This is a genomic window from Alteromonas sp. 76-1, assembly GCF_900654235.1.
Classification (GTDB): Bacteria; Pseudomonadota; Gammaproteobacteria; order Enterobacterales; family Alteromonadaceae; genus Alteromonas; species Alteromonas naphthalenivorans.
This window is the reverse complement of record NZ_LR136958.1, coordinates 3,960,833-3,987,805: the sequence shown is the minus strand read 5'-3', so window position 1 is coordinate 3,987,805 and position 26,973 is coordinate 3,960,833. Positions and strand designations below refer to the sequence as shown.

Here is a 26,973-nt window from a genome sequence, read left to right as displayed (position 1 = left end):
TTGTTTTTAGAACCTTGCCGCTAAGCGGGTGTAGTAGTAACCACCCTGCCAGTCGACGACTGATCCTGAGTCATAGACTTGACCACAGCAGGCGTCACCATTTGTTGAAGGGTCTGGATAGCTATCAAATAGGTTACGTACACCTACTGATAACGTTAGGTTTTCATTGATAAGGTATGACCCTTCAATATCAAACATAAATTCAGAGCCGTAGGTTTGAATTGTTTCGGCATCGATTACGGTACCATCATCGCTGCCTACATTTTCGTATTCACCGTAGTAACTCAATCGTGCTACCGCAGACCACACATCATAACTATGTGTCACAGAGAACACACCGCGCATTTCTGGCGTACCATGTTCAAAATCGTATATGTCCTCGGGGTCCAAGAATTCGCTAGGATCAGAGTCGAACGAGGTATCGTTATAGTTAATAGACCCTGTAATCATAGTTGAACCGTAGGTCGTTTCCATTTTATAAGTGGCAACGAGATCAACACCTTCAGTGACTGTATCGAACGCATTTTGGAAGAAGAACACACCACCAATTGATTCTGCACCAGAAACGCCCGCACCTGATAGCGCCAAGTAGTTCTGGTAGGCATCATAACCATCAGCGTCTGGGTCAGTGACTACCGTAGTAGATACATCTCGTGTAGATACTGAGTACAGTCTGTCTTCTAGTTTAATGTTGTAGTAATCGGCAGTAAGCGTTAAATCACCAAAACTAGCGGTTAAACCAAGTGTAAAGTTAGTTGATTTTTCAGGAAGTAATTCTTCAGCTCCTAATGCTTGGGCTACATCGCCACCAGCAGGGAACAAGCCCGTTGCTACTGGAAAACCATCAGGTAAACGAGTAGATACGTTTGTTGTACCTTGTTGACCTGGCGTCGGTGCTCTAAAGCCCGTACCGTATGAACTTCTTACTGCAATTTCGTCATTAATTTGGTAAATACCCGCAACCTTATAAACCACCTCAGAACCAAAGTCTGAATAGTCTTCATAACGTATAGCGGCTTGTGCGAACAATTCGTCGGTAATGTCACCAGAAATATCAGTATATACCGCATAAGAGTCACGGCTATACGTGCCTGAGTAGTCAGGTGAATAACCAGGGAAACCATTTGAGCCTACACCCACCACGGTATAAACCGCATCATCACTGTCAGCACAATTTAGCGTTGAACCGGTACCAATGACGGCTAAACCAGCTGCACTAGCTGTATCTCCGTCACAGAAGCCCCAAGGATCAGAGGTTGCGTAAGGGCCTGCAAAGTAAGAATCTACTCCGCCTTCTGAAATTTCATAAGACTCGTCAAGATAGCTTGCCCCGAAGGCCAAAATATACTCGTTAAAGTCGTAAGTGAAATCGGCCTGAATTTGCGTTTCTTCGTTAGTTAGGTCACCGGGTTTAAATGAGGTAGGTGACTCATTACCCATAGATGGGTTAATCGTATTGGCAAGCGTATATGAAATATCGTTATATCCGTAACGACCACTTATGTCATAGCCTAAGTCGCCAGACATTCCTTTGATACCACCAACAAAAGAGTAGTCGGTTACATCGCCAGAAAAGCGCGGCGTAAAGCCACCTGGGAAAAATTCAGTAGGGCTCCATATAGAACCATCTTCTAGCCGAATATCTTCAATAGTGCCGTTACCCGGGTAACGATAATAGAAGTTACCGCTACCTTCACTTTCAGAGTAGTTACCGAAAGCGTAAAGCTCCATTTCAGCCGTTAATGCATAGCCAGCATTGAAAAAGATGCGAGTACCACTAGTATCTGGCTGTCCCCAAGGCTGAACTACATCTGAATCATGCACTGAGCTAGCCATTGCGGCGGCATCTGCAATGTATTGTTCTGATTGTTCATCCACACAGAACCAAGATTCACAGTATTGCTCGCCACGGAAGGTGGCTTCGCTATCTGAGTATTCTGCTGAAATGCTTAAGAAACCGTCATCGCCTAATGCAAAACCTTTGTTACCAGTAATCGTGATTTGATCACCATCACCTTCGAAATAGCTTCCATAATCAGCGGTGAATGAACCGCCTTCGGTATTTTCTTTTAGCTGGAAGTTAATAACCCCTGCAATAGCATCGGAGCCATATTGTGCTGCAGCACCATCACGCAGTACTTCTACACTGCCAATCGCAGCGGTAGGGATAGTCGCGATATCAGGCCCTTGTGTACCAGACCCACCGATAGAAACTAGTGCAGCTCTGTGACGACGCTTAGAATTAACCAACACTAGGGTTTTGTCTGTAGGCATACCACGTAGCGTTGCAGGACGAATGAAGGTACCACCATCTGAAATAGGTTGGCGACCAACGGAGTAAGATGGCACGAGTGTCATCAGTACGTTGTTCATGTCGGTGAAGGCTACTGCTTCAATATCTTCAGCACTTAATACATCAACAGGTACAGGAGAGCTAGTTACTGAGCGAGGTGCACCACGTGCACCGACAACAGCAATTTTTTCAACATTTTGAGTATCTACTGCGGTTTCTTCAGCTTCTTGCGCTAACGCGAGTGGTGCTGCCAAAGATAGAGAGATTCCAGTGAACGCTAGTGCAATTGCATTATGTATTTTGTTTTTTCTCATGTGTGTTCCCTAAAACGAGCCGTTATGAGTTGTTATTCTTCACTTGGAGCAGGGACTAATGCCGCCCACGTTTGGCATAACAAGCACCACCTTGATGCATACTGCATCTTATAAATGTTTTGTGTGGTTACCTGTATTGACACTCAGGCTAAAAATTCTTTTAAAATCGCGAAAGAAAAAAGAATATTGAGGGGTATAAGAAAAGTATTGAGGCTGTATTTAACTATCTGATTCTAATGTCTTTAATTGTTCTAGCTTAGTATGAAAAAAATAAATGCAACTTTGAGATTAACGTAATTTTTACAAGTGTGAGGGCAGCTTTACTAGTCGATGGCATGTAACTTGCTGATTTTAATCTTAATAAAGCGACCTGTGCTTTATGGCAACGTGTTAAAAACTGTCATATTCGGGAAATTAGACTTTGAACTCTAAGCAACTTCAGTATTTTTTAACCACAGTACACAAAGGTAGTATAGCAGGTGCAGCACGTGAGCTTGATATCGCCCAGCCTGCCATTAGTCAGCAGTTAGCAAGCCTTGAAAGAGAGATGGGTGCGCAGTTATTAAGCCGAACCTTCTCTGGAGTAACGTTAACGCCAGCAGGCGACTTGTTTCTCACCCACGCCACTAGGCTTATGGATGATATCAATAACGCTAAATCTGAACTGCGAGAGTTAGTGGGGAAAACGGCAGGTACCGTAAAAGTGGGTATGCTTCCGTCTATTGGTAATGTACTTTCTATGCCGCTTATTGCAGAAGTAAAACAAAACCATCCAAAACTGAAATTGGAAATAAGTACTGGCCCTTCGTATTCAGTAAAAGGATGGCTGGAAGGGCGGCAAGTTGATATTGCGTTAACCTACGAGCAAGACGTAGACCCAAGGTTTATGACGGTTTCACCGCTTATTCGTGAAAACTTGCACTTGGTGATGGCTAATCAAGCAACATCCAGTGAATACAGCCACCTTGCGGGCAGAGAAAGTATCCCGTTTTGGGCGTTGAGCCAATTCCCTCTATTATCGCCTGGAAACAAAGATGCATTAGGCAAGCTTATCGAACATTATGAAAAAGCGACAGGTGTCAATTTGCAGCATAACTTAGCCTATTCGGGGCAGTTGATGACAGGGTTGCGACAAGTTATGCAAGGCGAGGGAGTCATGATATTACCGACTTCGGCCATCTTCCATCTTGAAGAATCAGGCTTGGTCTCTACGTTAAAAATAGTTGAGCCGGAAATGCAGCGTTTGGTGCTAGCTGCGACTAACAAAACGAGTCCGTTAAACGAAGCTGTCTTAAAAATGCTTAAAGTGATAAAACAAGTTGTCGCCAGTGAGCAGGCGCTGCAACACTGGCGAGGCTCCTTAGCATTTGCTGATCAGTCAGAAATGAAAGGCGTATTAGCTTCTGGAAGTTTAATGTCGAGTTGAACTGGCAAGTGGTCAGAAAAGACGCTCGCCTTTTTTGATGTCAGCTTTTTACATTCTGAAACCGTAATGTCGTCACTTACCCACACACGATCTAAAGAGAAAATTGGAAATTGACTCGGGAAGGTAGCGCCTACCTTATGTTGATTCAAAAGCTTGTTCAACGAGGTGAATGCCCGTGAAAAGAATTGCCACTCATTGAAGTCTCCCGCCAATACCAATGGCATGGGATGGGCTTGCATCCTTTGCTCAAGATAATCATGCAACAATGCGAATTGCGAGCGGCGCTCTAATCGCTTAAGTCCTTTATGGGTGTTAACGACAGTAAGGGGTCCTTTGTCAGTTTGTAACACTACCACTTGTACATTTCTGGGCTGACGCCCCTGCTGGCTTACGTCGAAGGTTTCTCGTTCGATAACCTTGAAGCGCGACAGTATAGCGTTACCATACCATCCGCTTGGTTCGTGTAGAGCAGGGGCAGACACCAAGTTGTAGACATTTTTAGCGCAAATGTCTTCAATATCACGTTCAATTGCACGCTCGGATGGACGAGTGTCCATCTCCTGTAACAGTACAATATCGGCACCCGATTCAGCTAGGAATTGCCCAATTCGATGATAATTTTGTAACTTGTCTCTGCCCAATCCACTATGAATGTTATAACTAATTATGCGGCACATTCTTTACTTTCCGACGCTTTATTGTCTGATGCACGTTTTTGACGAGACTCTTGATAATAGCGGGCGAACTTTTGAGAACCCCAAATCATCAATCCCCACAACACGATACCGCCTACTAAATAGCTAATGGTTTCAACCGACGGGTTGCGGAAGATTTGAGTTATAGAGTCACCCACCAATCCTTTCGCAATCATTGGAGGGAACATGCCAAAGAAGGTACCGATTAAAAACTGTAACAACCCTATAGACGATATACCGGCAACTAAATTTACTAAGCTAAAGGGGGCAATTGGCAACATTCTAATGGCAGCAACACCCACTATTCCGCTTTGCTTAAGCTTTTCATCCAACGCTTCTACTTTAGGACCACCTACTTTCCTAAGGCCTGCGTCACCAGAAAGTTTTCCGATAGCAAATAAAATAGCAGAGCTTAGCAGTGCACCCATGATGCCGTATATTGGCCCCCAAATAGGTCCGAAGATAGCGGCAACCGCTAAAGACAGTACGGTAACCGGGAAGAAGAGTATGCCTCCTACCACGTAAACTAATAATACCGTAGGCAGTGCAAAGTAAGTGCCTCTGCTTTTTTCAAGGAACGCATTAATACTCTCACCACTTAACCACGAGATGGATTGGCTCGCCCAGAACATCAGACCACCGAGCACAGCAATAACGGCTAGCCCTAACATGATCATAATAGTTCTACGTCTTGGATTACGTGCGGGTAACGCCCCGCCATCAAAAGAAGGCATAGAAATTAAGGGCTCCTCTGGGTCTGATAAAGAACGAAATACATTGTTTACTGAGTGCGTGGTAAATACTTCATCACGGACTTCTGTTAGTACATACCCGTGTGCAATTTGCCCATGGATTAATGCTTCAACAGGATATTCTTCAGCGAACAGTGCAGGCATATCTGAGATATCCCTACCGGTATGCTCAGCAAGCAAATCGTTGCGAACATTCAAAATAGCTGCTCGGTTTAAGTCGCTGTTGCCGCTAAGCACAACGTCAATTTCGGTGTCTAGCGTCATAGAACGGTTACTTAGGTTAGACGAGCCTATCACTAAGTATTTATCGTCTACGGTCATTACCTTAGAATGAATGCGTTTGTAGGCTTTTCTGCCTTGTAAGTCTTCGCACGATGAGTAAGTTAGCTTTATTCTTTTAGGGTCGATGTCTTTTTCAAGAATAGATTTAAATTCAATGCGACTTGCCCAAAAGGCTTCACATTCGAACTTACCTTTAGGTTCGTAAGAACTCACAATAATGACGTGTAAGTCAGGGCGTGCCTTCATGCGTTTATTTAGCGCTTCGGCAATTTCCTGACGAGTAGTAAATTGATTTTCAATGTAGATAAGCGATTCGGCTTGACCAATTAAATCAAGCAACATGGTGCGCACTTCTTGCGCTGGCTCGACTTCGTCCATAAACGGAATTGTTCTGGCTAACGCGCAATCGACTTCTTCAAAGATAGGCGGAAACCCTTCTGGCCACGTGTCGGGAATTGGGCCATTTAAAGACGTATCGGCTTGCTCGCGAATCTCTACCGGTTCACTTTCGGCCACCCGCAACCATCTCCACCGAACCAGTTTAGAAAAATCGGCTACTACGGGGCCTGAAGACACCATTTGCACATCGTGCAGTGGTGCATACTCACCGTCGGGGCCATCTCGTTCTTCTGATACTACTGGATGGTCTCGAGTGTCCCAACGGTTCGTTGAAATGTCCATGCCGCCAGAGAAAACCAGTTCATCGTCAATCACGATGATTTTTTGATGCTGACTGCCACCCATCGGAATGGTGTCATCAAGCTCGGTTTGTACGTTATCTGGGGTTTTTTCTTCCCACACCTCTTTTGCCCACATTTCTCGTTTAGAGAAAAACGCGAGAGAGGAGTCCCAACGCAAAAGGTAGATATTTAAATCGGGGTTACTTTCTGCTTTCCATGCAAGTAAATCGCTGACAACACTCGGGGCTTCACTGTTTGCTTCATCATCGCCTCTTAAAAGGCGTATGCGACTATCAATGTCCCATCCTATGATAAAAATACTGTGCTTGGCTTTTACAATAGCGCTGTGTAGCGCTTTGTAATAGTTACCACAGTCTATAAGTGGCGCTACAAAATTAGCTTTGCTGCTAACCCAACAGTTTTCACCTGGTTTGAATATATTATTGTTATCAACCATGTTGTCTCCCGACATCGCTTCCGTGTAATAAAGTAAATATACGAGAGAAGTTGCAGGAAACGTTCCGGATCACAGCAGTGCTAGGCTAAAATGCTAACTTACTAATATTTCTTGGTTTTAACACTTTGCGAGTGAATATTTTTCAAATAGTTAGAATTGGAGAATGTAACTTTTTCACAGAAATAGAGTAATTGAGGCGTAATAAATAGATGAACTCAAATTGAGGTGTTAACGCATTTAACTTACAGCGTGGCCACTATAAGCGATGGCAGCATGTAAACCAAACTGGTTCCATCTTGCCGTACAATGCTGGCTTCATCAAGCGGCGCTCCTTGTTGCCACGCGAATACGATGTCAGAGGAAGGTGCAATACCGATACTGGCAGTAAACATGGGGGCGCTGTCTAATGTTTGGACATTTTTAGAGAACACTTGTTTCACTAATCTATCTGCGACTACGTGAACTGAATCAATGGTGACACCGCCTAGCATAATCGCAAACTTACTTTCACTTATTTGCCCTGCTATATCATTTGAGCGGGTGAAATGAATGAGTGACTGGCCCACTTGATAACTGGCGCTCTCACCGGCGCTTGCGCCATAGTTATCGATAACGTCTTGATAACCATCTATTTCAACTAGCAAAAGTACGTTTTCATCTTTGTCAGTGTGTTGAAGTTTTTTAATGGCTTGTTGAATAAAGTCGTCACGATTTAGTACTACTGCACCAGAGCCTCTAATCGACCGAGTATAAAGTGATTGAGAAGCTGGTTTCATGCTGCACCGCATCAATGACAAAACGATTAATGCAGCACTTATCACCATCAACATTGACGTGAGTTGGTACAGTAGTGATAAGTCATCCATACCGCCGGTAATAGAGTTTACCACTGATACCGTGCCGTGTAGGAAAAGTGAAAATGAGGAGATAAGCAGTAAGCGGCGAAGTAAGGCATGCCTTTCCTCTTTTACTCTATTGTCGTTGTACAGCACGCCCTCACTTAACAGCACAAGTGCAGCACAAAAAAACATAGCCACAGATTCGGCCAGTGCGGGCATTGTCCACAACGCGCAAATTCCACTTACACCCATTCCCAAAACTGGAAGTGCATGGCGGTTAAGTTTGTAGTCTTTGTGCTTCTGAAGTGATTCCAACCCCAAAAAGATCTGATAGAAGCCTATCAGAAAAGCGATGAGACCTAAGATGAAAAATGAAGAGGGGAGTGCAAATAGCGTGTCGCTAAGCCGAGAAATTAAGCTACCGCAAAGCAAGCCACTGGCAATTGACCAGTAGCGAAATATTGTCTTTCTCTGATAGACCGCTTTTATCGTGAAGTAGCCGCAAAGAGCAGCACATACCGCGATAGCAACAAGAATGCAGGTAGCTAGAAAAATGTACAACACACTGCTCTAAAGATTGATTCAAGACGAATTATACCAAAGTATAAAAAGTGCAATAGGGCACTCATCCTAAGCCTGGTATCGTAAACTAGATAAAGTTATTAAATTTTATACTTTATTATGGCTATTCTATCGTTGCAGTTTTGCCCTTATTCAGTTTCATCCTTCTTTCGCCTCGTTAGCGTTATTAGGATCTCGGGTACTGTCACAGGTGTTGAACATATCCTTTGCTTCAGTATCTTGTGCTAATACTTGGGTGAGGTCATCCATCCGCTGTTTAATTGCGACGCCATAAGATTGGTCATCGCCCCACAATTCAGCAAGTAGGTTCATGGATTCAACATCATGTTCTCTAAATAGCCTTCCTGCGCGTTCGGCATCGATGTCATCGTTCCCCAATAGTTTTAATGATTCAACCGCGAGTACCAATGCAGAGTCGAAGGTCTCTCTGTTAAAAGTGCCGACCTTCATACGGATAAGTTCATAAGCATGACGCCTGTCTCGGGCACGTACTGCTAGCTTCAAGTTTGGATAATGCTTACGGGCAATGTCGATAATTTCGATTGTTTTGTGTGGATTATCAATGGCAATAACAAGCAGGTCGGCAGAATTTGCCCCTGCCGCTTCTAATAATTCTTTTCTAGCGGCGTCCCCGTAAAAAACTTTATTGCCAAATCGCCTTAACAAGTCGATTTGACTAGGGCTGTGATCAAGTACGCTTACTTCATAACCTTGGGCTTTTAACAGTCGTCCAATCACTTGTCCGAATCTGCCGTAGCCCGCAATAATCACATGTCGAGAAGCCTCTATTTCCTCAGGCTTATCAAATTCAGGTGCGGATGACTTTTGAAATTTCTGCGCGCGGTCGTAAACCATTAACAGTAATGGGGTAATAACCATGGAAAGCGCCACGACTAGGGTAACGATATTGGCTTCCTGAGAACTTAAAATACTCAACTCGCGAGATAGCGAAAGTAACACGAAGGCAAATTCTCCACCTTGTGCTAGGGCGAGAGTGAACAGTAGTCGTTGACGAGAATTAATCGAAAAAAGATGGGCTAAGCCATAAAGCACTAAACCTTTAATAGCAACAAGACCAACAACCAGCAGTAATATGAATAAACTGTTCTCAGCTAATAATCCGAAATCAATGGATGCGCCAACGGTAACGAAGAATAGCCCTAACAGCAGTCCTTTGAAGGGCTCAATATCAGCCTCAAGTTCATGTCTGAATTCGCTCTCTGCAAGCACCACGCCCGCCAAGAAAGTGCCTAATGCAGGAGAAAGGCCCACGGTCTGCATCAGTAGTGCTATTGCAATCACCAAGAACAGCGCGAAAACCGTGAATATCTCTCGCATATGGGTTTGGGATATGTACCTGAAAATGGGGGTGGAAATGTATTTTCCCGCCAGAATAATGGTAACAATCACGGCAATAGAAATACCCACTTTACCCATGGCCGACCAATCCGATACCAGAGAGTGGCTAGACCCCTCAACGGTACTGGCGGGAAGAAATGAGAGTAGGGGCATAAGCGCCAATATAGGGATAACGGCGATATCTTGAAATAAAAGAACCGAGAAACTATTTTGGCCAGCGTCTAATTTTAACCAGCCTTTTTCTTCCAGAGATTGAATAACAATAGCGGTTGAAGAGAGTGCTAACATTAGGCCAATTGCTAATGCGCTTTGCCAAGCAAGCCCCAAACCGTAATAGGTAATGGCAAAAATAGCCCCGGTCGAGAGCAACACTTGGAGGCCACCTAGCCCCACGATTGAATGCCTTAATGTCCATAATCGGGAAGGTTGCAACTCCAGCCCAATAAGAAACAGCATCATCACTACCCCAAATTCAGCGAAGTGCATCACTTCGGTTTGGTCACCGACTAGCGATAAAACAAATGGACCTATAAGAATCCCGGCAATGAGATAGCCTAGCACTGAGCCCAGCCCCAATCGTTTAGCAATAGGTACAGCAATTAGCGCAGCACCAAGGTAGATAAGAGCAAGTGTTAGCATGAGTTCTACTGCCGTCTTTTCGTTTATAGGAATGATTTATGCTATCTCAAAAACATGTCGTTAGCTTGACATTCACTTACCTGTTTTTGAGATAACTGTTTTTAGCAAGAGATGTAAATAAAAATGCGGCGCTTTGCAGCGCCGCATTTAGGAGTAACTCAATTAATTTTAGTATTTAGAATCGGTATTCAACACCGATACTTGCCTGCTTCAGGTCTGTCTCAAAGTTAGTATCGTCGATATCATCAGCGGCTTCTTCCGCATCTAGCTCGGCGTCATATACTGTGTATTCGGCGTTTACCAAAAAGTTTTTGGTGATGGCATAACTTAAACCTGCGCCAACGAAAAGACTTTCGTCGTCATAGTCACTAGAAACGCCGCCTAGGTTATATTCTGTTTCTGACCACAACTGTCCCGCTTTAGCGTACAGTGAAAAACGGTCTGTTATTGGAAGAATACCTTTAATTGCTGCCGTGTACCCGTCGGTATCCCCGCCAGCGATGTCGTTTCCGTAGTCACCGAAGTCGATGAAACTACCTTCTACCGCAACCCACTCGTTGAACTTATAACCAACAAGTCCTTGCCATACATCTTTGTCGTCATCAAAATCGTCTTCACCTTCTACGCGAAGGTAACCGTAGTTACCACCGACATAAAAGCCACTTTCGTCGACGGAGTAGTCGTTTGACTGAGCAAAACTACCGAATGATGTAAGTGCTGCAATACCTGCAAGTGCTGTAAGTGTGTTTTTCATAATGACATCCTCGTTTTAATTTCCAACGTTCCATTAGCTTCCAAAAAAGGAAGATCCACGTGAAGATGAAATGCTTCACGTTTCATAACACTGACTATTCAATCGGCGTGCCAGCGTAAAATTGTCGTAAATAAGGGAAATAGTGGGAAAGAGTTTCACAGTCTTGCTCTATTTTACGTTCAGGTTGAGCAAGTTTTAGCCGCCGATTAAAAGTTGTACGGCATAACTTTCTTACAGTATGAAAAGAGTACATAGCGCTTACCATATGTATGTCTCTTTTATGCGCTAACGTGCACCAACGCGTTTTTGAATAGCTAATTTGAAGCGCAAAATTTTTTAATCAGTATTTCCTATCGGATCAATTCAATTTTTTAACTGTCTTTTAAGCGCACCGATAACTACCTTGACTATGTGAATTAATTGTTAACTGTAAATTGTGGCGGGTGGGCGAACTGCAAAACGCATACATTTGCAGGTGTATACACATAAATGGGACAACAACATGAAAACTACCAGGGTACGCAAGGCTACATTAGCAGGCTTAATTTCATTGGCATTAGGTACGTCGCATTCATTTGCTAACAATGAAATTAGCAAGCCAGCCGGCGCAAAAGGGTCTGGCATGGTTCAGCCTTTTCAAGCAAGAACGAATAATTTTTGGTGGCCAGAACAATTAAACCTATCTCAACTTCGTGATCACGACAGCCGCTCAAACCCGCTAGGCGATGACTTTGACTACGCAAAAGCATTCTCTTCACTCGATTTAGATCAAGTTAAAGCGGATGTAAATGAATTGCTGACGACCTCTCAAGATTGGTGGCCTGCAGATTATGGAAACTATGGTCCATTCTTTATCCGACTTTCATGGCACAGCGCGGGGACATATCGTACGTTAGATGGACGAGGCGGGGGCGATGGTGGGCAAATGCGTTTCGACCCGCTTAATAGTTGGCCTGATAATGCAAGCCTAGATAAAGCGCGCAGACTTCTTTGGCCAATAAAACAAAAGTACGGGAAAGCATTATCTTGGGGTGACCTTATGATACTTGCTGGCACGGTAGGTATGGAAAACATGGGTTTTGATACCTATGGCTATGCGGGTGGCCGTACCGACGACTGGGAACCTGATATGGTTTATTGGGGACCTGAAGTAGAAATGCTAGCAAGCGATCGTGAAGACAAAGGCGGTGAGTTGCAACGCCCATTAGGCGCGACTCACATGGGTTTAATTTACGTCAATCCAGAAGGCCCCAAAGGTGTACCAGACCCTTTGGGTTCAGCGAAGAACATTCGTACCGCATTTAATCGCATGGCCATGAATGATGAAGAAACAGTGGCGCTTATCGCTGGTGGTCATACATTTGGAAAAATGCATGGCGCTCACAAGCCTGCGGACTGTTTAGAAGCAGAACCCGGTGGTGCCGGTTTAGAAGAACAAGGCCTTGGTTGGAAAAATAACTGCGGCAAAGGACATTCTGAAGATACCGTTACTAGTGGTTTAGAAGGTGCTTGGACACAACTGCCAACGCGATGGACCAGTTTATACCTGCAAAACCTATTAGGTTTTGAGTGGAAACAAACTCGTAGCCCAGCGGGCGCTATTCAATGGATACCTACTGATGAGTCGGCGCAAACTGCAGTGCCAGACGCTCATGTGGAAGGGAAGCGACACGCGCCGGTTATGACAACGGCCGATCTCGCACTTAAATACGACCCTGAATATCGTAAGATTGCAGAACGCTTTCTAGCCGATCCCAAAGAATATCAAACGGCATTTGCTAAAGCTTGGTTCAAGTTAACCCATCGCGATATGGGCCCTAAAGCACGCTATCTTGGTAACGATATTCCTGAAGAAAATTTTGTATGGCAAGACCCAGTAACTATCACTGATCACAAGCTTGTTAGTGATGGCGATGCTAAAAAGTTAAAAGCAACTATTTTAGATTCGGGACTTAGCGTACAGCAGCTAGTTAAAACAGCGTGGGGCTCGGCGGCAAGCTTTAGAGCTTCTGACTACCGAGGTGGCGCAAATGGCGCTCGTATTGCACTTGCACCACAGATGGACTGGTCGGTAAATGAACCTGAAACCGTTAAAGCTGTGATCGCTAAATTAAAAGAGATCCAAAAAGACTTTAATGGCAAAAAGTCATCAAGCCCTAAAATTTCATTGGCTGATCTTATTGTATTAGCAGGTGGGGCGGCGATTGAAAAAGCGGCTGCCGATGCAGGCGTTGAGGTTTCGGTGCCGTTCGTACCAGGGCGAGGTGATGCAACCCAAGCGCAAACTGATGTGAACTCATTCTCACTGTTAGAGCCAACGGCTGATGCATTCCGCAACTACTACAATGCAGATACTAGCTATCGTTCACCTGCAGAAATGCTGGTAGATAAAGCAGACCAACTTAACTTAACCGTTCCAGAAATGACGGTACTAATTGGTGGTATGCGTTCGTTAGGTGCGAACAACGGTAATAGCACTCATGGTGTTTTCACTAATAAAGTAGGCACGCTCAACAATGATTTCTTTACCACATTGCTTGATATGAATGTGAAGTGGAGAAAAACAGACGACGCTGCTATTTATGAGGGTATAAACCGTAAAACCGGGGAAGTGCTCTACTCAGCTACACCCGTCGATTTAGTGTTGGGTTCAAATAGTGAATTGCGCGCAGTATCTGAAGTTTACGCGTATGACAACGCGAAAACTAAATTTGTAAAGGATTTTGTAGATGCGTGGACAAAAGTGATGACCCTTGATCGCTTCGATTTACGTCATGACTTAAGCAGTCCTTTAAAACAGTAAAGTTAAAGACTATCTTACTTAATAGAAACGCGGGCATTGTTGAAGTGCCCGCGTTTTTTACTGTAAAAATAAAAGAAACACTGAGAGGCGTTAAAAAGATACCCAAGATTAACGCTGCACCTCCCGCAAACTTTCTATACACTGAACAGCTTAGATAAAAACTAATACGCGCTTTAGTCATGTTGCAGATTATCACGTTTTAAATTTTCTCGTTTTAAGTGCATAGAAGTGGCGATGAATAAATAGCAGTTAAAGTGTGAAAGCTGAGTACAGAGTAGTAGCGGCAAAAAATACCTGCAAAGTAGTAATGTTAACGCAGTGATTGAACGCCACTGATGCATCAGACAATAACCCATAAAACCATCTAGCATACCTAAGTATTTAATAACTAATCATGGCAACGATACAGCGACAGCTTGTGAACCTAGAAATACTGGCCGAGGATTTGAATTCACTTTCAAGTGAGCAGTATGGGGGCGAGCAGCATATTAGGCTAATTGAAGAATACAAAGAAGCACTTGAGCACTTATCAGATAGTGCAAAACCAGAAACGGAGAGTGGCTTTAAGAAAAGGCTGACTACGTCTACTTTGGCTCACGTTCTGGAAAGTAAACAGATGATAGGTGTACACCTGAAACTCATTGGCTATGTGCTAACCTTTTGGGATGCAAGCAAAAAAGCCAATGACATTCTAGACACTAACTTTGGTGAAAGTGCCGACAAACGCTTAGAGTTGCTACAGGTGAAAGCCATAAGAGCCAAAGCTCAGCTAAAAACGGTAGCCCATGCCATGGGGCAGGCCGATTATCAGAAGTTTATCGACCTGCTAAATCTACGCGATGCCCAATGGCAGTGGGATGTATTACTTTCTCGTTACTAAGGGGTGGTATTTCGAATACCAATACCGTTTTCATTAACCACACGCACTTCACGTTGAGGGAAGGGGATTTCAATCTGATGTTCTCTCAGGGTTTCGAACACGGTTAATAAAAGGTCTCCGCCAACACGGTTTTTTCCATCATCAACACCATCCATCCAAAACTCAACAAACATATTAACGCCTGAGTCGCCAAAACTGTCAATTTCGCAATCTGGCAGTTCTTCAAAGGGGATGTCTTCACCACTGATAACCTGAGGGTGTTGAGCTACTGCATCTTTTATAATTTCTACCATTGCTCGAATATCAGTTTTATAAGCGACTGAAAAATCGATGCGGTAGCGCTGTTTAGGATCTTTGTGAGTCCAGTTTATTAATAGCGAGCTAATAAACTTTTCGTTAGGCACGAGTATGTCTTTGCCGTCGAAGGTTTCGAGAACCGCATAGCGCATTTTAAATTCCCGTACGATACCTTTTTGGCCGTCTTCAAGTTCTACGAAATCACCTACGGTTAATGACCTATCAAGCAATATAATAATGCCGGATATAAAGTTTGAAGCGATAGATTGCAACCCAAGGCCTAACCCTACGCCCAGTGCACCACCGAATACCGCTAAGGCGGTGAGATTTATTCCCATCACGTTTAGTAGTAGCAGGAATACAATGCAAAATAAGGCAACTTCAAAGAGTTTTGCGAACACTTCTTTTGTAGACACATCTAGCGTAGTGTGGCTGCGAATAATGTCTTTTCCAAGAGTGTTAGATGCTCGACCTAACCAAAACAGTAAGCCGCCAAAAAGAAATACGCGTGTTATTCCATAGGCTGAAATATCCACATTGCCAATCGATAAAGACATCGATTCCAGTGCACTAGTAACAACAGGTAATACGCCGACTAAATGTAAGAATAAAATAGGCAAGCCTATCCACCGCATGAAACCGGCGAAAACAGGGTTATCTATAAACCCTCTAATCAACGAAGCAACAAATAGCATAACTGCCACAACAACCGCTATTTCTAGTACCCATGCATCGAATTGAAATTGTTCACCTAAAACAGTCGTCAATTTAAGTATGCTAATGGTAATGACGGGAAACAGTGTGCCGCCAAGTTTGAATAGCATGTTGTGTATTGTATGTGCCCCGCTTTGTGGCAATTCACGTGTGAACTTGAAAGGCTTTCTAACTTGTCTTGCCAGAATAAAAGCCAGTGCGTATATAACCGCGATGAGCAAAACTTGAATGAGAAACGTCGTGGTATACACCGATGCTTGTATCAGAGCCCATTTTTCTTGTATGAAGTCGAAAAACGTATTTAAGATCATTTGATTATAATTCGCAAAACCATGACGAGCAGAATACTCGAAATTATAGACTAAACAATAGCGCGCTTTTTAAACTGAATTTTGCATGCCGTAAAGCAATTTTGTACACAAAATGTGTATTTAAATAAAAGCAGTTAAGTTGAAGAAGGTAACGTTATAGCCTTTTAATGTTTATTGGTAATGGCTATTGGTAATGTCTTTTATCGGTTATGGTTGACAAAGTGGCGTGATGTTTATATATTTTAAGCTGAAGCTAACGCGACTAATGCTGACGCGCTACTTTTTAAACACCCGTATTAGTAAAAACAGATTTACTCAAATACAAACTCATACAAGAAAAACAAAAATACTCTGAGTACCCTACTAAGTAACAGGCTTCGAAAGAAGCCTGTTTTGTTTGTGCTTTACGAAAAAACAGTTTTCATCAAGGCAGGTGATTTACTTACTTAGATGAGAAATAGAATATAAGCCTCTTGTCTTATCCGTTTTCCGTTTAATCTCTTCTAACTCTCTGGCCTCACTAGCATCAAATAACGCATTTATTAGACGATTAAAGTGGCTGTGCATTGCTTTACGAGCGGCTGCAGTGTCTTTGTTGGCAATAGCGTTGAAAATTTCCGTATGTTCTTTTATTCGTTGTTCAATACCTTGAGAACAGACATCGTTATAGGCCGCTACTATTTCGGGCGTTGATCGGCGAAGTTCCCATAGGTTTTCAACCGAAAGTTGCACCGCATGGTTATGTGTGGCTTGGGAGATAATATGGTGAAAACGCTGATCAGCTTCGTCCGCAATGTCTGGGGAGGCCATATCTGATAAGGCTTTCTTAAGCGCAGAAACTTCGTCATCGCTTATAGTAGATGCGGCCAGCGCGGCGGCTTCTCCTTCAATCAATGCTCTGGCTTGAGTAAGCTCGAAAGCACTAATAGTTTTTACTGAGTGTTGGGCATTCTTTTGTGCTAATACATAGACTCCTGACCCGGTTTTCACTTCCACTCGTTCGCGAACCTCTAGTGCGATTATTGCCTCGCGAATAGTAGGACGGCTCACATTGTAGGTCTGTGCTAGTTCTCGTTCCGCTGGCAGTCGACTCCCAGCTGGGCAAATACCTTGATCGATTAAGTCTTCGAGTTTTTCTACAATACTCCAGAAAAGCCGGCGAGATTTCATGTTTTAACCTTATTTACATATTTTGGTAACGTCGCTGTTACACAGATTGTAGCCTGAAAATGCGTCTATTCGCAAAGTGCGACAAATATCGTTGTGCTAATCACAGTTAAAAGTACGAATAAATGTCGAGATATTTATGCTTGGTAATAACCGGTCTTCTCTCTGGTAAAATAAATTGGTTGTATTTGGTCGTCCAATTGGTTAGATTGTGTTTTTCGTGTGACATTTCTTTTACACAAAATGAACATCGTAAATGGCTTATATGGCCATAGTTGGCGAGCAAAAAAAGTGAAGTCAGTATAGGTTCACTGTGATTAGGCTAGATAGCGACGATAATCCCATAAAAAAGGGGATTAGGTAAGCGAAGTCTATCTGGAATCAACATTTAGCTGGCCTTCGGATTAAACGGCTACTACGTTAAGTAGACAGTGCAAATTAAATTGGAGTCTGTGTAGCATGAGAGTTGGTTTTATTGGCGAATGTATGTCAGAGCTTAGGGAAGCCGAAAACGGCTTACTCTCTCAAGGTTTCGCAGGTGACACATATAATTCAGCAGTTTATATGAAACGTACGTTTCCCCAACATGATGTTTATTACATCAGTGCAGTCGGCAAAGATGCGCTAAGTGATGAAATGGTCATGCATGCTGTCAATGAAGGGATAAATCCACGATTTATTGGCAGGCATGAAGATAAGCACCTAGGTCTATACCGTATATACACAGATGATACTGGTGAACGCTCATTCGTTTATTGGCGTTCGGATTCTGCAGCTAAAAGCATGATGCAAACGCTAGATAGCAACGATATCGCAGCAATGACTGCCTTCGATATGGTGTTGTTTAGTGGTATTAGTCTAGCGATAATAAACGAAGAAGACCTTTCGACGTATTTCTCTTTATTAACCCGATTAAAATCGGCTGGCGTTAAGTTAGTTTTTGATATCAACCACCGCCCTTCGTTGTGGAAAAGTAAAGACGATGCTAAGCGCCTTTACGCAAAAGCTTATGAGCTAGCAGATATTATTCTTCCCGGTATTGAAGACTTTAACTTCTTATACGGCATAGACACTATCGACGAAACACTGAAGTTTTTGAGTGATTACACCTTCGACGAAGTGATTATAAAAAATGGTAGTGACGCTGTTACCGTTATCAATCAACAGGGTGATATATCTCAAGTCCCTCTTACGCCAGTTGAGAATGTGGTAGATACAACATCTGCAGGCGATGCTTTCAACGGCGTTTATCTTGGGGCAAGACTAGAAGATTCGTCACAAAAAGAAGCGGTTGAGAAAGCATCAAAAAGTGCGGGCTTTGTTATCCAGCACAAAGGCGCCATTGTGGATGCCACCGCTTATAGCCTCTTTAGTAAAAATTTAACCTGATCCTTACGCAAAATTACACAGAGAAAACTATGAATTCTATATCTTCAATTATGGGAGAGCAGAAGCTTTTACCTATTATCCAAGTCAATAACGCAGACGATGGTGTAGATATCGCAAAAGCGATGTATGAAGCGAACTTGCGCACGGTAGAAGTGGTACTTCGCTCAGAAAAGTCTGCCGAAGCTATTACAGCGATAAAAGCAGCTCTACCTGAAATGATTGTAAGCGCGGGAACAATTATCGATGAAGCTTCTTTAAAAATTGCTAAAGACGCGGGCGCTGATTTCATAGTGACGCCAGCCGTCACCGAGCGCTTACTCACAGCATTAACAGCCTGTGGCTTACCTGTTTTACCTGGTGTTTCCACCGTTGCTGATATTGTTTTAGCAAGAGAGCATGGCTTTCGTGAAATGAAGTTGTTCCCTGCCTCTCTTTCTGGCGGCGCGGCGTTTTTAAAAGCGGTAGGTGGATTATTTAAAGATACACGCTTTTGTCCAACCGGCGGTGTGTCAGAAAGTAACTACCAAGATTATTTATCCATGAGCAATATTTTCGCTGTGGGTGGAACTTGGGTAGCCAAGCCTGAGTGGGTTGAAACGAAAAACTGGCAAGCTATTACTGATGCATGTCTAGACGTTAAATAGTAAAAGAAACCATCTATTCTACAAGTTGCTACCAGAGTGAGGGGGTCACTTTCACTTCTGGTAGCGCATTTTATCTCCCAGCAAAAAATTTCTCTTAACTTACTGCCTAAACTGGCGAAAAGTGGATTTTAGGTTAATAATTACAAGATGCTTGTGATAGTTAATTTACTACTTATTTGCTTATAAGGTTTCCCATTGGTTAGTCGGTTCACAATACTGCTTATAATCGCGAGCTTCTCTTCCTTTGGAGCCTTCGCCAAAACTTCAAATGATTTACAATTTTCTGGGTTTGCGCGTTTAGTCGGCGGTTACTTATCTACCGATAAAGCTAAGTACGAGGGCTATGAAAATTCGGTAAGCTTCTCTGAAAAATCATTGGCGGCGCTACAAGCCGATTATATTCTCAATGATCACTTTTCTCTTTCTGGGCAGTTATTATGGCATAGTGATGAGACGAGAAAATCAGGTATTGAATGGTTATATTTAACCTACCAACCTAACGCATCTTGGCAGTTTAATCTTGGGCAAATACGCACGCCTTTTTTGAAGTATTCTGATGTCATAGATGTTGGTTTCGCTTATCCATGGTTAAATGCGCCGCAGCAACTTTACAGCAGCTATCTGTTTTCTCAGTACAAAGGGGTGAATGCGCGTTATCTAGGTTCATTTAATGAGGTCGCCTATTCATTAGAAGCTTACTGGGGGAACTACAGCGACGAGATACACTCCAGCGGAACGGCTTTTGATGTTACGGTCGATGGCATGTATGGCGGAGTAGTAGAGCTAAGTTACCGAGGTTTTCAATTTCGAACGGCCACTATTCATGCGAACGATACCGACACTGATTTAACCGAGTTGGACCCATTAATTCAAGGCTTACGAGCCGCAGGCTTTTCAGACACTGCAGATATCTTAGATATTGACGGTGGAGCTACCTCTTATTTATTCGGTATCAGCTACGATTCGCTGAATTGGTTTGCTTCTGCTGAATGGATGTCAGTTAAATCAGACTTAGACATTCTAAGCGGTATCGACAGTTTTTATGTCTCTTTAGGTTATTACTTTGATGAAGTGCTATTACACGCCACGGTGGGCTCATCTCGCCAATCATTGAATGATATTGAAAACCCGATACCTGTTGGTATTGCGCCGCAACTTGATGCGCTTCATTTCGCTGTAGAGGAAGTAAAAACGTACTTCCCAACGGATGACTTAGACTCATTAACGTTAGGGGCCCGGTGGGATTTTCGAAATAATTTAGCATTAAAAGCTGAAGTGTCATTTTTAAAAGGAAAAGAAGGAAAAACATCGTTTTTTGAATTAGATGTCATTGATTCTGATTTTGACCGGCGAGCCACACTTTATCAGTTAGGTATGGAGTGGGTATTTTAATGTCGAAATTTGCCTTCGCTGTAATCATTATCTCCTTTATTTTTTGTGCATTTGCCCAGGGGCGCGAGCGAGTGGTAGTGGTCGCGCATTTAGCTGATCAACCGGTTTCTTTGAGTAAGGGGGAAATCAGAAATATCTTCATGGGTGGTGTCTCGGAATCTAACCTTGCTCCTGTAGAAATTGCGAGCGGCTCCCATATTCGGGTTATCTTCAATACTCATGTTATAGGGCTACCTGAATCTAGAATTCAGTCTTACTGGGCACAGATGAAGTTCAGCGGTAGGAATAAACCGCCCACCAGTGTGGACAGTGTTGACGAGATGATAAGTTACTTAAGTGAAAACGAAGCCAGCATTGGTTATTTACCTGAAGATGTTGAGCTTCCAGACAGTCTTACCGTTATTTTTACAACAGACTAGTATCATTTAGCGTTGTATCTAGTGGTTTTAAAGGCCGTATGAATACTCCCTAATACTTAAGTCTGGCTGGTAATTGTTACCACCGATGCTATTAATTATCTAATAAAGCTAGCAGCTAGCTCCCTTGCTTTGGTCTGCTATAGCTATCTACTGAGTTATGACCTAGATGCTGAAATATATTACTGCTTTGCTCTCCTTAGCGCTTTTTACGCCTATTGCGATTGCAGATACTCATCGCGATCTAACGTTTTCTGGGTTTGCTAGGGTCGTAGGTGGTCAGCTGTCCACAAGCGAAGCGTCTTATGCAAATTACGATAACTCGTGGAGCTTTTCTGAAGATTCACTCATCGCACTGCAAGCCGATTATGCGATTAATAATCAGTTTTCAATTTCTGCTCAGGGAATACTCCACACCGGGCCAGATAGAGATTCAGGATTAGATTGGCTTTATCTTACCTATCAACCTTCATCATCGTGGCAGTTCAATGTTGGGCGACTTCGATTACCTGTACTCAAGTATTCCGATGTTGTTGATGTAGGTTTTTCTTACCCTTGGCTTAATGCACCTGAGCAAGTTTATAGTCGACGGCTTTTTTATTCGGGCTACGAAGGCTTGAACGTTAGGCACAAAACACAATTTCAAAACGTTGGACTAGAGATTGAGGGATATTGGGGAGATTTCGATGGCGAACTTTTCTCAGGCCAAGACGCATTTGATGTTGATATCAACGATATTTATGGTGCGGTGCTTTCATTGACTTATGATGGCTTCCATTTTCGCTCGTCTTTTATGAGAGTAACTGAAGTTGTCGATAATAGCGTGCTAATCGACCAATTAGTTGGGGGGCTCACCTCGGCTGGATTCGAAGAACTTGCAGCAAAATTTAGATTAGACGACGGTGTCTCAGTTTATGAGTTTGGTGCAGGCTATACATCACTGGATTGGTTTGTCAGCGCAGAATTAATGTCGGTAGATTCTGATCTTGATGTTTTATCTGGTATCAACAGCTATTACCTAACACTAGGGCGATATCATAACTCGTTGTTATTTCACGCTACGATAGCAAGGTCACGTCAGGACGAGAACAGTATTGAAAATACTATCCCGTTAGGGGTGAGCCCGTTACTCGATTTACTATCAACCTCGGTTGATTCAATTAATGCTTTATTTCCTACCGATGACTTAGATTCTTTAACCTTTGGTGTTCGTTGGGATTACAGTACTAGCCTTGCGTTTAAGACCGAAGTTTCTTTTTTGAAGGGCAAAGAGGGCAAAACATCGCTGTTTTATGTTCCACCTACAAATGCTGATTTTGATAGGCGCGCAAGTCTCTATCAAGTGGGCGTAGAGTGGGTGTTTTGATGCGTTACTTAGTGTTATTCGTGCTCTTATCTTCGACAGTGCTTGCCTCTTTAGCGCACGCACGTGAACGTGTGTTGGTGGTGGCTAATTCAGCCGAGTCAACGCTTCAGCTGAGTAAAAGCGAAATACGCAATTTGTTTATGGGAGGTTCTCTCAATGGGTTGTCACCCGTAGAGTTCGAATCTGGTACCTATATTCGAAAAGTCTTCAATACTCAAGTTATAGGGTTGCCTGAATCCCGAATTCAGTCATTCTGGGCGCAAATGCGATTCAGTGGGCGTAGTGTTCCACCTTCGAATGTTAGCAATATCGAAGAAATGGTCACTTTTCTTATAGAACATGAGTCAAGTGTTGGCTATCTACCAGAGGGAACAACAATTCCTAATGGTCTAACCGTGGTGTATGTATCAATTTAGTTCACTTGGCGCAAAAAAGCCTGTTCTTCTAGTTGTGAAAACAAAGCGTCAAGCGGTATAGGCTTACTGTATAAAAAACCTTGTAAAATGTTGCAACCATTATCGGTTAAAAACGCGGACTGTTCATGGGTTTCAATACCCTCAGCGCATACATTTAAATTCAGGTTTTTCGCCATTTCGATAATGGTGATAGTGATAAGCTCAGAACGTTTTGATGTGCCAATTTGACTCACAAACTGACGGTCTATTTTAAGCGTGTCGATGTTAAACTCTGTGATGTAACTTAATGATGAGTAACCCGTTCCAAAGTCGTCTAAGGATATCTTGCAGCCTTCTTTTTTGAGCTCAGCTAAAAAGGCATTTGCGATAGAGAAATTATTCATATAAGCCGATTCGGTGATTTCAAATTCCACATTATTTCTGGGTATCCCACCGGAACGTAACCCCTCCAAAATAAATTCGGTCACATGAACGTTTTTTAAATCGTAAGCGGAAAGGTTGATTGAAACTCTAATATTTTCACCATAGTGCTCCGATATATGGGGTATCTCTAAACAAGCTTGGACTATCACCCAAAGTGTAATTTCTGAAATTCTGTCGCTTTGCTCGGCTATGGGTATAAACTCAGCTGGAGAAATATTACCAAGCTCGTTGTCAAACCAGCGCAATAAGGCCTCAAAACCAACCACCTCACCCTCACTGTTGACTTTAGCTTGATAAACTAAATGGAATTCATTGTTCTCGATGGCTTGAGGAAGGTGAGTAGCCACCTGAATTTTGCGTCTAGTTGCCTCTTGCATCGACGCAGTAAACCAAACGTAACGACCTTTGCCCTCGTTCTTCGCTTTATACATAGCAACATCAGCGTTTGTGACTAACGTGGACGCGGCGTAATTACTATCTGTAGCAAGGGCAATACCAATGCTAACGCTAGGGTCTATTCGCCAACCATCAATATGATGCAGTTGGGTGATTCTATTGATGAGTCGCTTCGCTATTGCTTCCAGTTGTGAGTTCGTAGGGTTGCCCACTAAGATAATAAGAAATTCATCGCCGCCAAGACGACCCACTATGTCGCCATCGCGCATAGCATCAGATATTTCAGATGAAATGCCGCAAAGTAGTTTGTCACCAGCATCGTGGCCATAAGAGTCGTTGACTTGCTTAAAACCATCTAAGTCGAGAAACATAAGCGCAACTTGGGACTTGTCTCTTTTAGCACTAGCTAATTCAATCGATAAGCTTTTCATTAGATACTGTCTGTTGGGTAACCCTGTTAGCGTATCGAAGTTAGCAAGCTTCTCCATTTGAGACTGCTGTCTTTCGAGCAACAGGGTTTTGCGCTTATTAATGTCTATTTGATTTTTTATGTGCAGCATCATGCTATTGAAACCGCGCCCAAGTGAAGCAATTTCAAACTTGCCTTCTTCCGAGACTTTTACATCGTAGTTTGCTTCTTTTTCGACTTTTTTCATTTTCGCAATTAGCGAAGTCAGCGGGGTAAGCAAGCGCCTTTGTAAACGCACAGTAGTGATGACGGTGATGAGAAGAAGAATGATGACAACAGGCGAGACGAGTCCAATAAATTTCCAACGATTTTCGGCAAGTGGATGTTGAATGTCGTAGGATAAAACGAGCTTTCCCATGGGAAGATCCACTTCACCAATCGTTTTAATAACAAATATGTTGTTATTAATGGTGTGAAAGCCATTGTCTAAATGAAGGTAATTAGCTTCATCAACAGCCCGAGTGGAAGATGACCCATTTTCGATATTTGGGTTACCAACGTAATGATTGACCAATTCATCGTATTCGTTGTAAATACGAGCAAACTCAACGTATTCGTATTTGTCTAATCGAAGTAGAACTTGAGTTTGGTCAAAGCTTCCGGCGCTATAGTTGATTACAGGCAGTAAATCGACGGCCATATTTTCAGCCAGAGCGTCAAATTGGTAGGCAACAAAATCTTGATACAAGGTTTCGTAAACACGAATAGACAAAGCCATTATCAATACACTGATAATGGCAACAGAAGCTATAGATGTAAGTGCAATGTCGGAACGAAGACTTTTCAATCAAGAAACTCGAGTTAATCAATAATGCCAAATGTCGTTTAATGCCTAGTTATTTTTTATTAGTAAATGATGACGTTAATGCATATAACGAGGCATTTAACGATTAGTATAATACTGGTTAACGGATTTCGCTGGCAAAACACATGTTTATAAGGTTACTAAACTAATTCACCCGTTAATAATCGGTTTATTTGTGCACAATTATGTCGATTTCTTGAATTAGTTCAATTAGACACAAGAGTAGTTTTCAATAGACGTTTCTATCGGGTCTGGCGATTGCATAGTGCTATGAACAATGTGATGAGCGCTACAAAGTGAAAGGTAAAGCCATGGCTACGTTATACATACCTTCATTGTATGTGATCTTTACGTCGAGGTTAAAAATTAACCTAGCGAGTGAGGCCAAACAGTGGTAGTATGCGCCCGCATTTTGTAGGTACTATTTTAATTTGATAATTGTTTCTGCTTTTATAATTACTATTGCAAGTCCCTCTCGCGTTTCACATTACGAACTTTACCGTTTTACACCTGCTTCAGACTGATAACCCTTCAGCGCAGACCGGTTACGTTGCGTAACCTAATTTTTATTTCCAGGAGTTATCCATGTCTTTTTCTGAGTTGGGCCTAGCTGCCCCGCTACTACAAGCTATTGAAAAACAAGGCTATACAACGCCTTCGCCCATTCAGCAGCAAGCTATTCCCATTATTCTTGAAGGCAAAGACATACTGGCAGCAGCGCAAACAGGTACAGGTAAAACAGCAGGCTTTTCTTTGCCTTTGCTACACCGTTTATTGGACGGCAGACCCGCTGCATCTAATTGTGTTCGCGCACTTATTTTAACGCCAACCCGTGAACTTGCGGCGCAGGTGGAAGAAAACGTAAAATCGTTTAGTGAGTTTTTGCCACTTAAAACCGCCGTGGTATTCGGTGGTGTGGGTATTAACCCGCAAATGAAAGCGCTACGCTCAGGTGTTGATGTACTTATCGCCACCCCTGGCCGCTTGCTCGACCTATACCAACAAAACGCGGTTAAGTTCAGCCAACTTGAAACCTTGGTGTTAGATGAAGCCGATAGAATGCTAGACATGGGCTTCATCCATGACATAAAACGTATTCTTAAATTGTTGCCGACTAAGCGACAAACCTTATTGTTCTCAGCGACTTTCTCTTCTGAAATAACCACGCTGGCGCAAACGATTACGAACAATCCTGAGAAAGTGTCTACGGCACCTGCTAATACTACTGTTGAAACAGTTCAGCAGCATTTAGTGCCTATCGACAAGTCTAAGAAAACAGCGGCCTTAATTAGCCTAATTAAGCAAAATGGTTGGAAGCAGGTGTTAGTGTTTAGCAGAACTAAGCATGGCGCTAACCGTATTGCAGACAAACTGAGTAGAGCGCGTATTCCAAGTGCAGCAATCCATGGCAATAAAAGCCAAGGTGCGCGTACAAAGGCGCTGTCTGAGTTTAAAAGTGGTGAAATTGATGTGCTGGTAGCGACTGATATTGCTGCTCGCGGTATCGACATCAACGAGCTACCTATTGTTATTAATATCGACTTACCAAACACGCCTGCTGACTATGTGCATCGAATTGGCAGAACGGGTAGAGCTGGGGCCAGTGGTCAAGCTTGGTCTTTCGTTAGTATTGATGAGCTAGATCAACTTAAAGATATCGAAACTCTTATTCAACAATTACTTCCGCGCCAAATTATTGAAGGTTTTGAGCCTCAAGCTAAGGTACCTGAAACCACATTGTCAGCGCCTAAAAAGCCAAACAAGCCTAAGCGCCCGCGTCAATCTCAAGGTGGCAATGGTAATGGTAATAGCCAAGGTGATAGACCAGCACGTCGTTCAGGTAGCCGAAATGGTCCAAGAGGACAGGGTAGGCCAGGTGGCTCTGGTAAGCCTGGCGGTTCAGGAAAGCCGGGAGGCTCAGGTCGCTCTAACGCTGGCAAACCTAGCTCGCGCAGAGCACCTACGAGTAAAGCTTAAGACTTAAATGAAGGTGTTTGGGATTAACCCAGACAC

19 protein-coding genes are annotated in these 26,973 nt (G+C 43.1%); 10 read left to right on the top strand and 9 right to left on the bottom strand.

Going from position 1 to position 26,973, the window contains the following annotated elements:
• Positions 1 to 6: 6 nt before the first annotated feature.
• A complete protein-coding gene (locus tag ALT761_RS16880; RefSeq protein WP_129740082.1) occupies positions 7 to 2,607 on the bottom strand; it encodes a TonB-dependent receptor plug domain-containing protein in 2,601 nt (866 codons plus the stop codon).
• A 421-nt stretch (positions 2,608 to 3,028) separates the two neighbouring features.
• On the opposite strand from ALT761_RS16880, the gene ALT761_RS16875 reads away from it, so the two are divergent.
• Positions 3,029 to 4,033, top strand: coding sequence for a LysR family transcriptional regulator (locus tag ALT761_RS16875; RefSeq protein ID WP_129740081.1), 1,005 nt, complete (start codon positions 3,029 to 3,031; stop codon positions 4,031 to 4,033).
• Here ALT761_RS16875 and ALT761_RS16870 read toward each other — a convergent pair.
• The 5 genes from ALT761_RS16870 to ALT761_RS16850 all read right to left on the bottom strand — a co-directional run bounded on the left by ALT761_RS16870 (position 3,982) and on the right by ALT761_RS16850 (position 11,072).
• A complete protein-coding gene (locus ALT761_RS16870) occupies positions 3,982 to 4,710 on the bottom strand; it encodes an endonuclease/exonuclease/phosphatase family protein (protein ID WP_129740080.1) in 729 nt (242 codons plus the stop codon). The two genes, ALT761_RS16875 and ALT761_RS16870, sit on opposite strands and share 52 nt — an antisense overlap.
• Positions 4,698 to 6,899 carry a VTT domain-containing protein gene (locus ALT761_RS16865; protein WP_129740079.1) on the bottom strand — a complete coding sequence of 734 codons (2,202 nt, stop codon included), beginning with the start codon at positions 6,897 to 6,899 and terminating at the stop codon, positions 4,698 to 4,700. Before ALT761_RS16865 ends, ALT761_RS16870 begins: the two co-directional genes overlap by 13 nt.
• Positions 6,900 to 7,141: 242 nt before the next feature.
• Positions 7,142 to 8,302, bottom strand: coding sequence for a GGDEF domain-containing protein (locus ALT761_RS16860; RefSeq protein WP_129740078.1), 1,161 nt, complete (start codon positions 8,300 to 8,302; stop codon positions 7,142 to 7,144).
• A gap of 156 nt (positions 8,303 to 8,458) precedes the next feature.
• Positions 8,459 to 10,318, bottom strand: coding sequence for a monovalent cation:proton antiporter-2 (CPA2) family protein (locus tag ALT761_RS16855; RefSeq protein WP_129740077.1), 1,860 nt, complete (start codon positions 10,316 to 10,318; stop codon positions 8,459 to 8,461).
• Between the two features lie 175 nt (positions 10,319 to 10,493).
• Positions 10,494 to 11,072 carry a porin family protein gene (locus ALT761_RS16850; protein ID WP_129740076.1) on the bottom strand — a complete coding sequence of 193 codons (579 nt, stop codon included), beginning with the start codon at positions 11,070 to 11,072 and terminating at the stop codon, positions 10,494 to 10,496.
• A gap of 502 nt (positions 11,073 to 11,574) precedes the next feature.
• Between ALT761_RS16850 and katG the strand changes: the two genes are divergently transcribed.
• Positions 11,575 to 13,875: a catalase/peroxidase HPI gene (gene katG, locus ALT761_RS16845; protein ID WP_129740075.1), complete on the top strand. Its 2,301-nt coding sequence runs from the start codon at positions 11,575 to 11,577 to the stop codon at positions 13,873 to 13,875.
• A 394-nt stretch (positions 13,876 to 14,269) separates the two neighbouring features.
• Positions 14,270 to 14,755, top strand: coding sequence for a hypothetical protein (locus ALT761_RS16840; RefSeq protein WP_129740074.1), 486 nt, complete (start codon positions 14,270 to 14,272; stop codon positions 14,753 to 14,755).
• Here ALT761_RS16840 and ALT761_RS16835 read toward each other — a convergent pair.
• On the bottom strand, positions 14,752 to 16,077 hold the full coding sequence (locus ALT761_RS16835; RefSeq protein WP_129740073.1) for a mechanosensitive ion channel family protein: 1,326 nt from the start codon (positions 16,075 to 16,077) through the stop codon (positions 14,752 to 14,754). The two genes, ALT761_RS16840 and ALT761_RS16835, sit on opposite strands and share 4 nt — an antisense overlap.
• Positions 16,078 to 16,515: 438 nt before the next feature.
• Positions 16,516 to 17,247 carry a FadR/GntR family transcriptional regulator gene (locus ALT761_RS16830; RefSeq protein WP_129740072.1) on the bottom strand — a complete coding sequence of 244 codons (732 nt, stop codon included), beginning with the start codon at positions 17,245 to 17,247 and terminating at the stop codon, positions 16,516 to 16,518.
• Positions 17,248 to 17,703: 456 nt separating this feature from the next.
• On the opposite strand from ALT761_RS16830, the gene ALT761_RS16825 reads away from it, so the two are divergent.
• The 6 genes from ALT761_RS16825 to ALT761_RS16800 all read left to right on the top strand — a co-directional run bounded on the left by ALT761_RS16825 (position 17,704) and on the right by ALT761_RS16800 (position 22,867).
• Positions 17,704 to 18,633: a sugar kinase gene (locus ALT761_RS16825; RefSeq protein WP_129740071.1), complete on the top strand. Its 930-nt coding sequence runs from the start codon at positions 17,704 to 17,706 to the stop codon at positions 18,631 to 18,633.
• 29 nt (positions 18,634 to 18,662) lie between these two features.
• On the top strand, positions 18,663 to 19,277 hold the full coding sequence (gene eda, locus ALT761_RS16820) for a bifunctional 4-hydroxy-2-oxoglutarate aldolase/2-dehydro-3-deoxy-phosphogluconate aldolase (RefSeq protein WP_129740070.1): 615 nt from the start codon (positions 18,663 to 18,665) through the stop codon (positions 19,275 to 19,277).
• Between the two features lie 195 nt (positions 19,278 to 19,472).
• Positions 19,473 to 20,669 carry a hypothetical protein gene (locus ALT761_RS16815; protein ID WP_129740069.1) on the top strand — a complete coding sequence of 399 codons (1,197 nt, stop codon included), beginning with the start codon at positions 19,473 to 19,475 and terminating at the stop codon, positions 20,667 to 20,669.
• A complete protein-coding gene (locus ALT761_RS16810; RefSeq protein WP_129740068.1) occupies positions 20,669 to 21,088 on the top strand; it encodes a hypothetical protein in 420 nt (139 codons plus the stop codon). The genes ALT761_RS16815 and ALT761_RS16810 overlap by 1 nt, the downstream gene beginning before the upstream one ends.
• A 166-nt stretch (positions 21,089 to 21,254) precedes the next feature.
• Positions 21,255 to 22,451 carry a hypothetical protein gene (locus ALT761_RS16805; protein WP_129740067.1) on the top strand — a complete coding sequence of 399 codons (1,197 nt, stop codon included), beginning with the start codon at positions 21,255 to 21,257 and terminating at the stop codon, positions 22,449 to 22,451.
• Positions 22,451 to 22,867 carry a hypothetical protein gene (locus tag ALT761_RS16800; protein WP_129740066.1) on the top strand — a complete coding sequence of 139 codons (417 nt, stop codon included), beginning with the start codon at positions 22,451 to 22,453 and terminating at the stop codon, positions 22,865 to 22,867. Before ALT761_RS16805 ends, ALT761_RS16800 begins: the two co-directional genes overlap by 1 nt.
• On the opposite strand, the gene ALT761_RS16795 is transcribed toward ALT761_RS16800, so the two are convergent.
• Entirely contained in the window at positions 22,864 to 24,942 is a 2,079-nt protein-coding gene (locus ALT761_RS16795) for an EAL domain-containing protein (protein WP_232043485.1), read from the bottom strand. The two genes, ALT761_RS16800 and ALT761_RS16795, sit on opposite strands and share 4 nt — an antisense overlap.
• 603 nt (positions 24,943 to 25,545) lie before the next feature.
• Between ALT761_RS16795 and ALT761_RS16790 the strand changes: the two genes are divergently transcribed.
• The gene (locus ALT761_RS16790; protein WP_129740065.1) at positions 25,546 to 26,937 is read left to right on the top strand and encodes a DEAD/DEAH box helicase; all 1,392 of its coding nucleotides are present in this window, start codon (positions 25,546 to 25,548) and stop codon (positions 26,935 to 26,937) included.
• Positions 26,938 to 26,973: the final 36 nt, after the last annotated feature.

Coding starts and splice junctions, on each gene's coding strand:
- ALT761_RS16880 (WP_129740082.1), bottom strand. CDS start 2,607: ATGAGAAAAAACAAAATACATAATGCAATTGCACTAGCGTTCACTGGA.
- ALT761_RS16870 (WP_129740080.1), bottom strand. CDS start 4,710: ATGTGCCGCATAATTAGTTATAACATTCATAGTGGATTGGGCAGAGAC.
- ALT761_RS16865 (WP_129740079.1), bottom strand. CDS start 6,899: ATGGTTGATAACAATAATATATTCAAACCAGGTGAAAACTGTTGGGTT.
- ALT761_RS16855 (WP_129740077.1), bottom strand. CDS start 10,318: ATGCTAACACTTGCTCTTATCTACCTTGGTGCTGCGCTAATTGCTGTA.
- ALT761_RS16850 (WP_129740076.1), bottom strand. CDS start 11,072: ATGAAAAACACACTTACAGCACTTGCAGGTATTGCAGCACTTACATCA.
- katG (WP_129740075.1), top strand. CDS start 11,575: ATGAAAACTACCAGGGTACGCAAGGCTACATTAGCAGGCTTAATTTCA.
- ALT761_RS16840 (WP_129740074.1), top strand. CDS start 14,270: ATGGCAACGATACAGCGACAGCTTGTGAACCTAGAAATACTGGCCGAG.
- ALT761_RS16835 (WP_129740073.1), bottom strand. CDS start 16,077: ATGATCTTAAATACGTTTTTCGACTTCATACAAGAAAAATGGGCTCTG.
- ALT761_RS16830 (WP_129740072.1), bottom strand. CDS start 17,247: ATGAAATCTCGCCGGCTTTTCTGGAGTATTGTAGAAAAACTCGAAGAC.
- ALT761_RS16825 (WP_129740071.1), top strand. CDS start 17,704: ATGAGAGTTGGTTTTATTGGCGAATGTATGTCAGAGCTTAGGGAAGCC.
- eda (WP_129740070.1), top strand. CDS start 18,663: ATGAATTCTATATCTTCAATTATGGGAGAGCAGAAGCTTTTACCTATT.
- ALT761_RS16810 (WP_129740068.1), top strand. CDS start 20,669: ATGTCGAAATTTGCCTTCGCTGTAATCATTATCTCCTTTATTTTTTGT.
- ALT761_RS16805 (WP_129740067.1), top strand. CDS start 21,255: ATGCTGAAATATATTACTGCTTTGCTCTCCTTAGCGCTTTTTACGCCT.
- ALT761_RS16800 (WP_129740066.1), top strand. CDS start 22,451: ATGCGTTACTTAGTGTTATTCGTGCTCTTATCTTCGACAGTGCTTGCC.
- ALT761_RS16790 (WP_129740065.1), top strand. CDS start 25,546: ATGTCTTTTTCTGAGTTGGGCCTAGCTGCCCCGCTACTACAAGCTATT.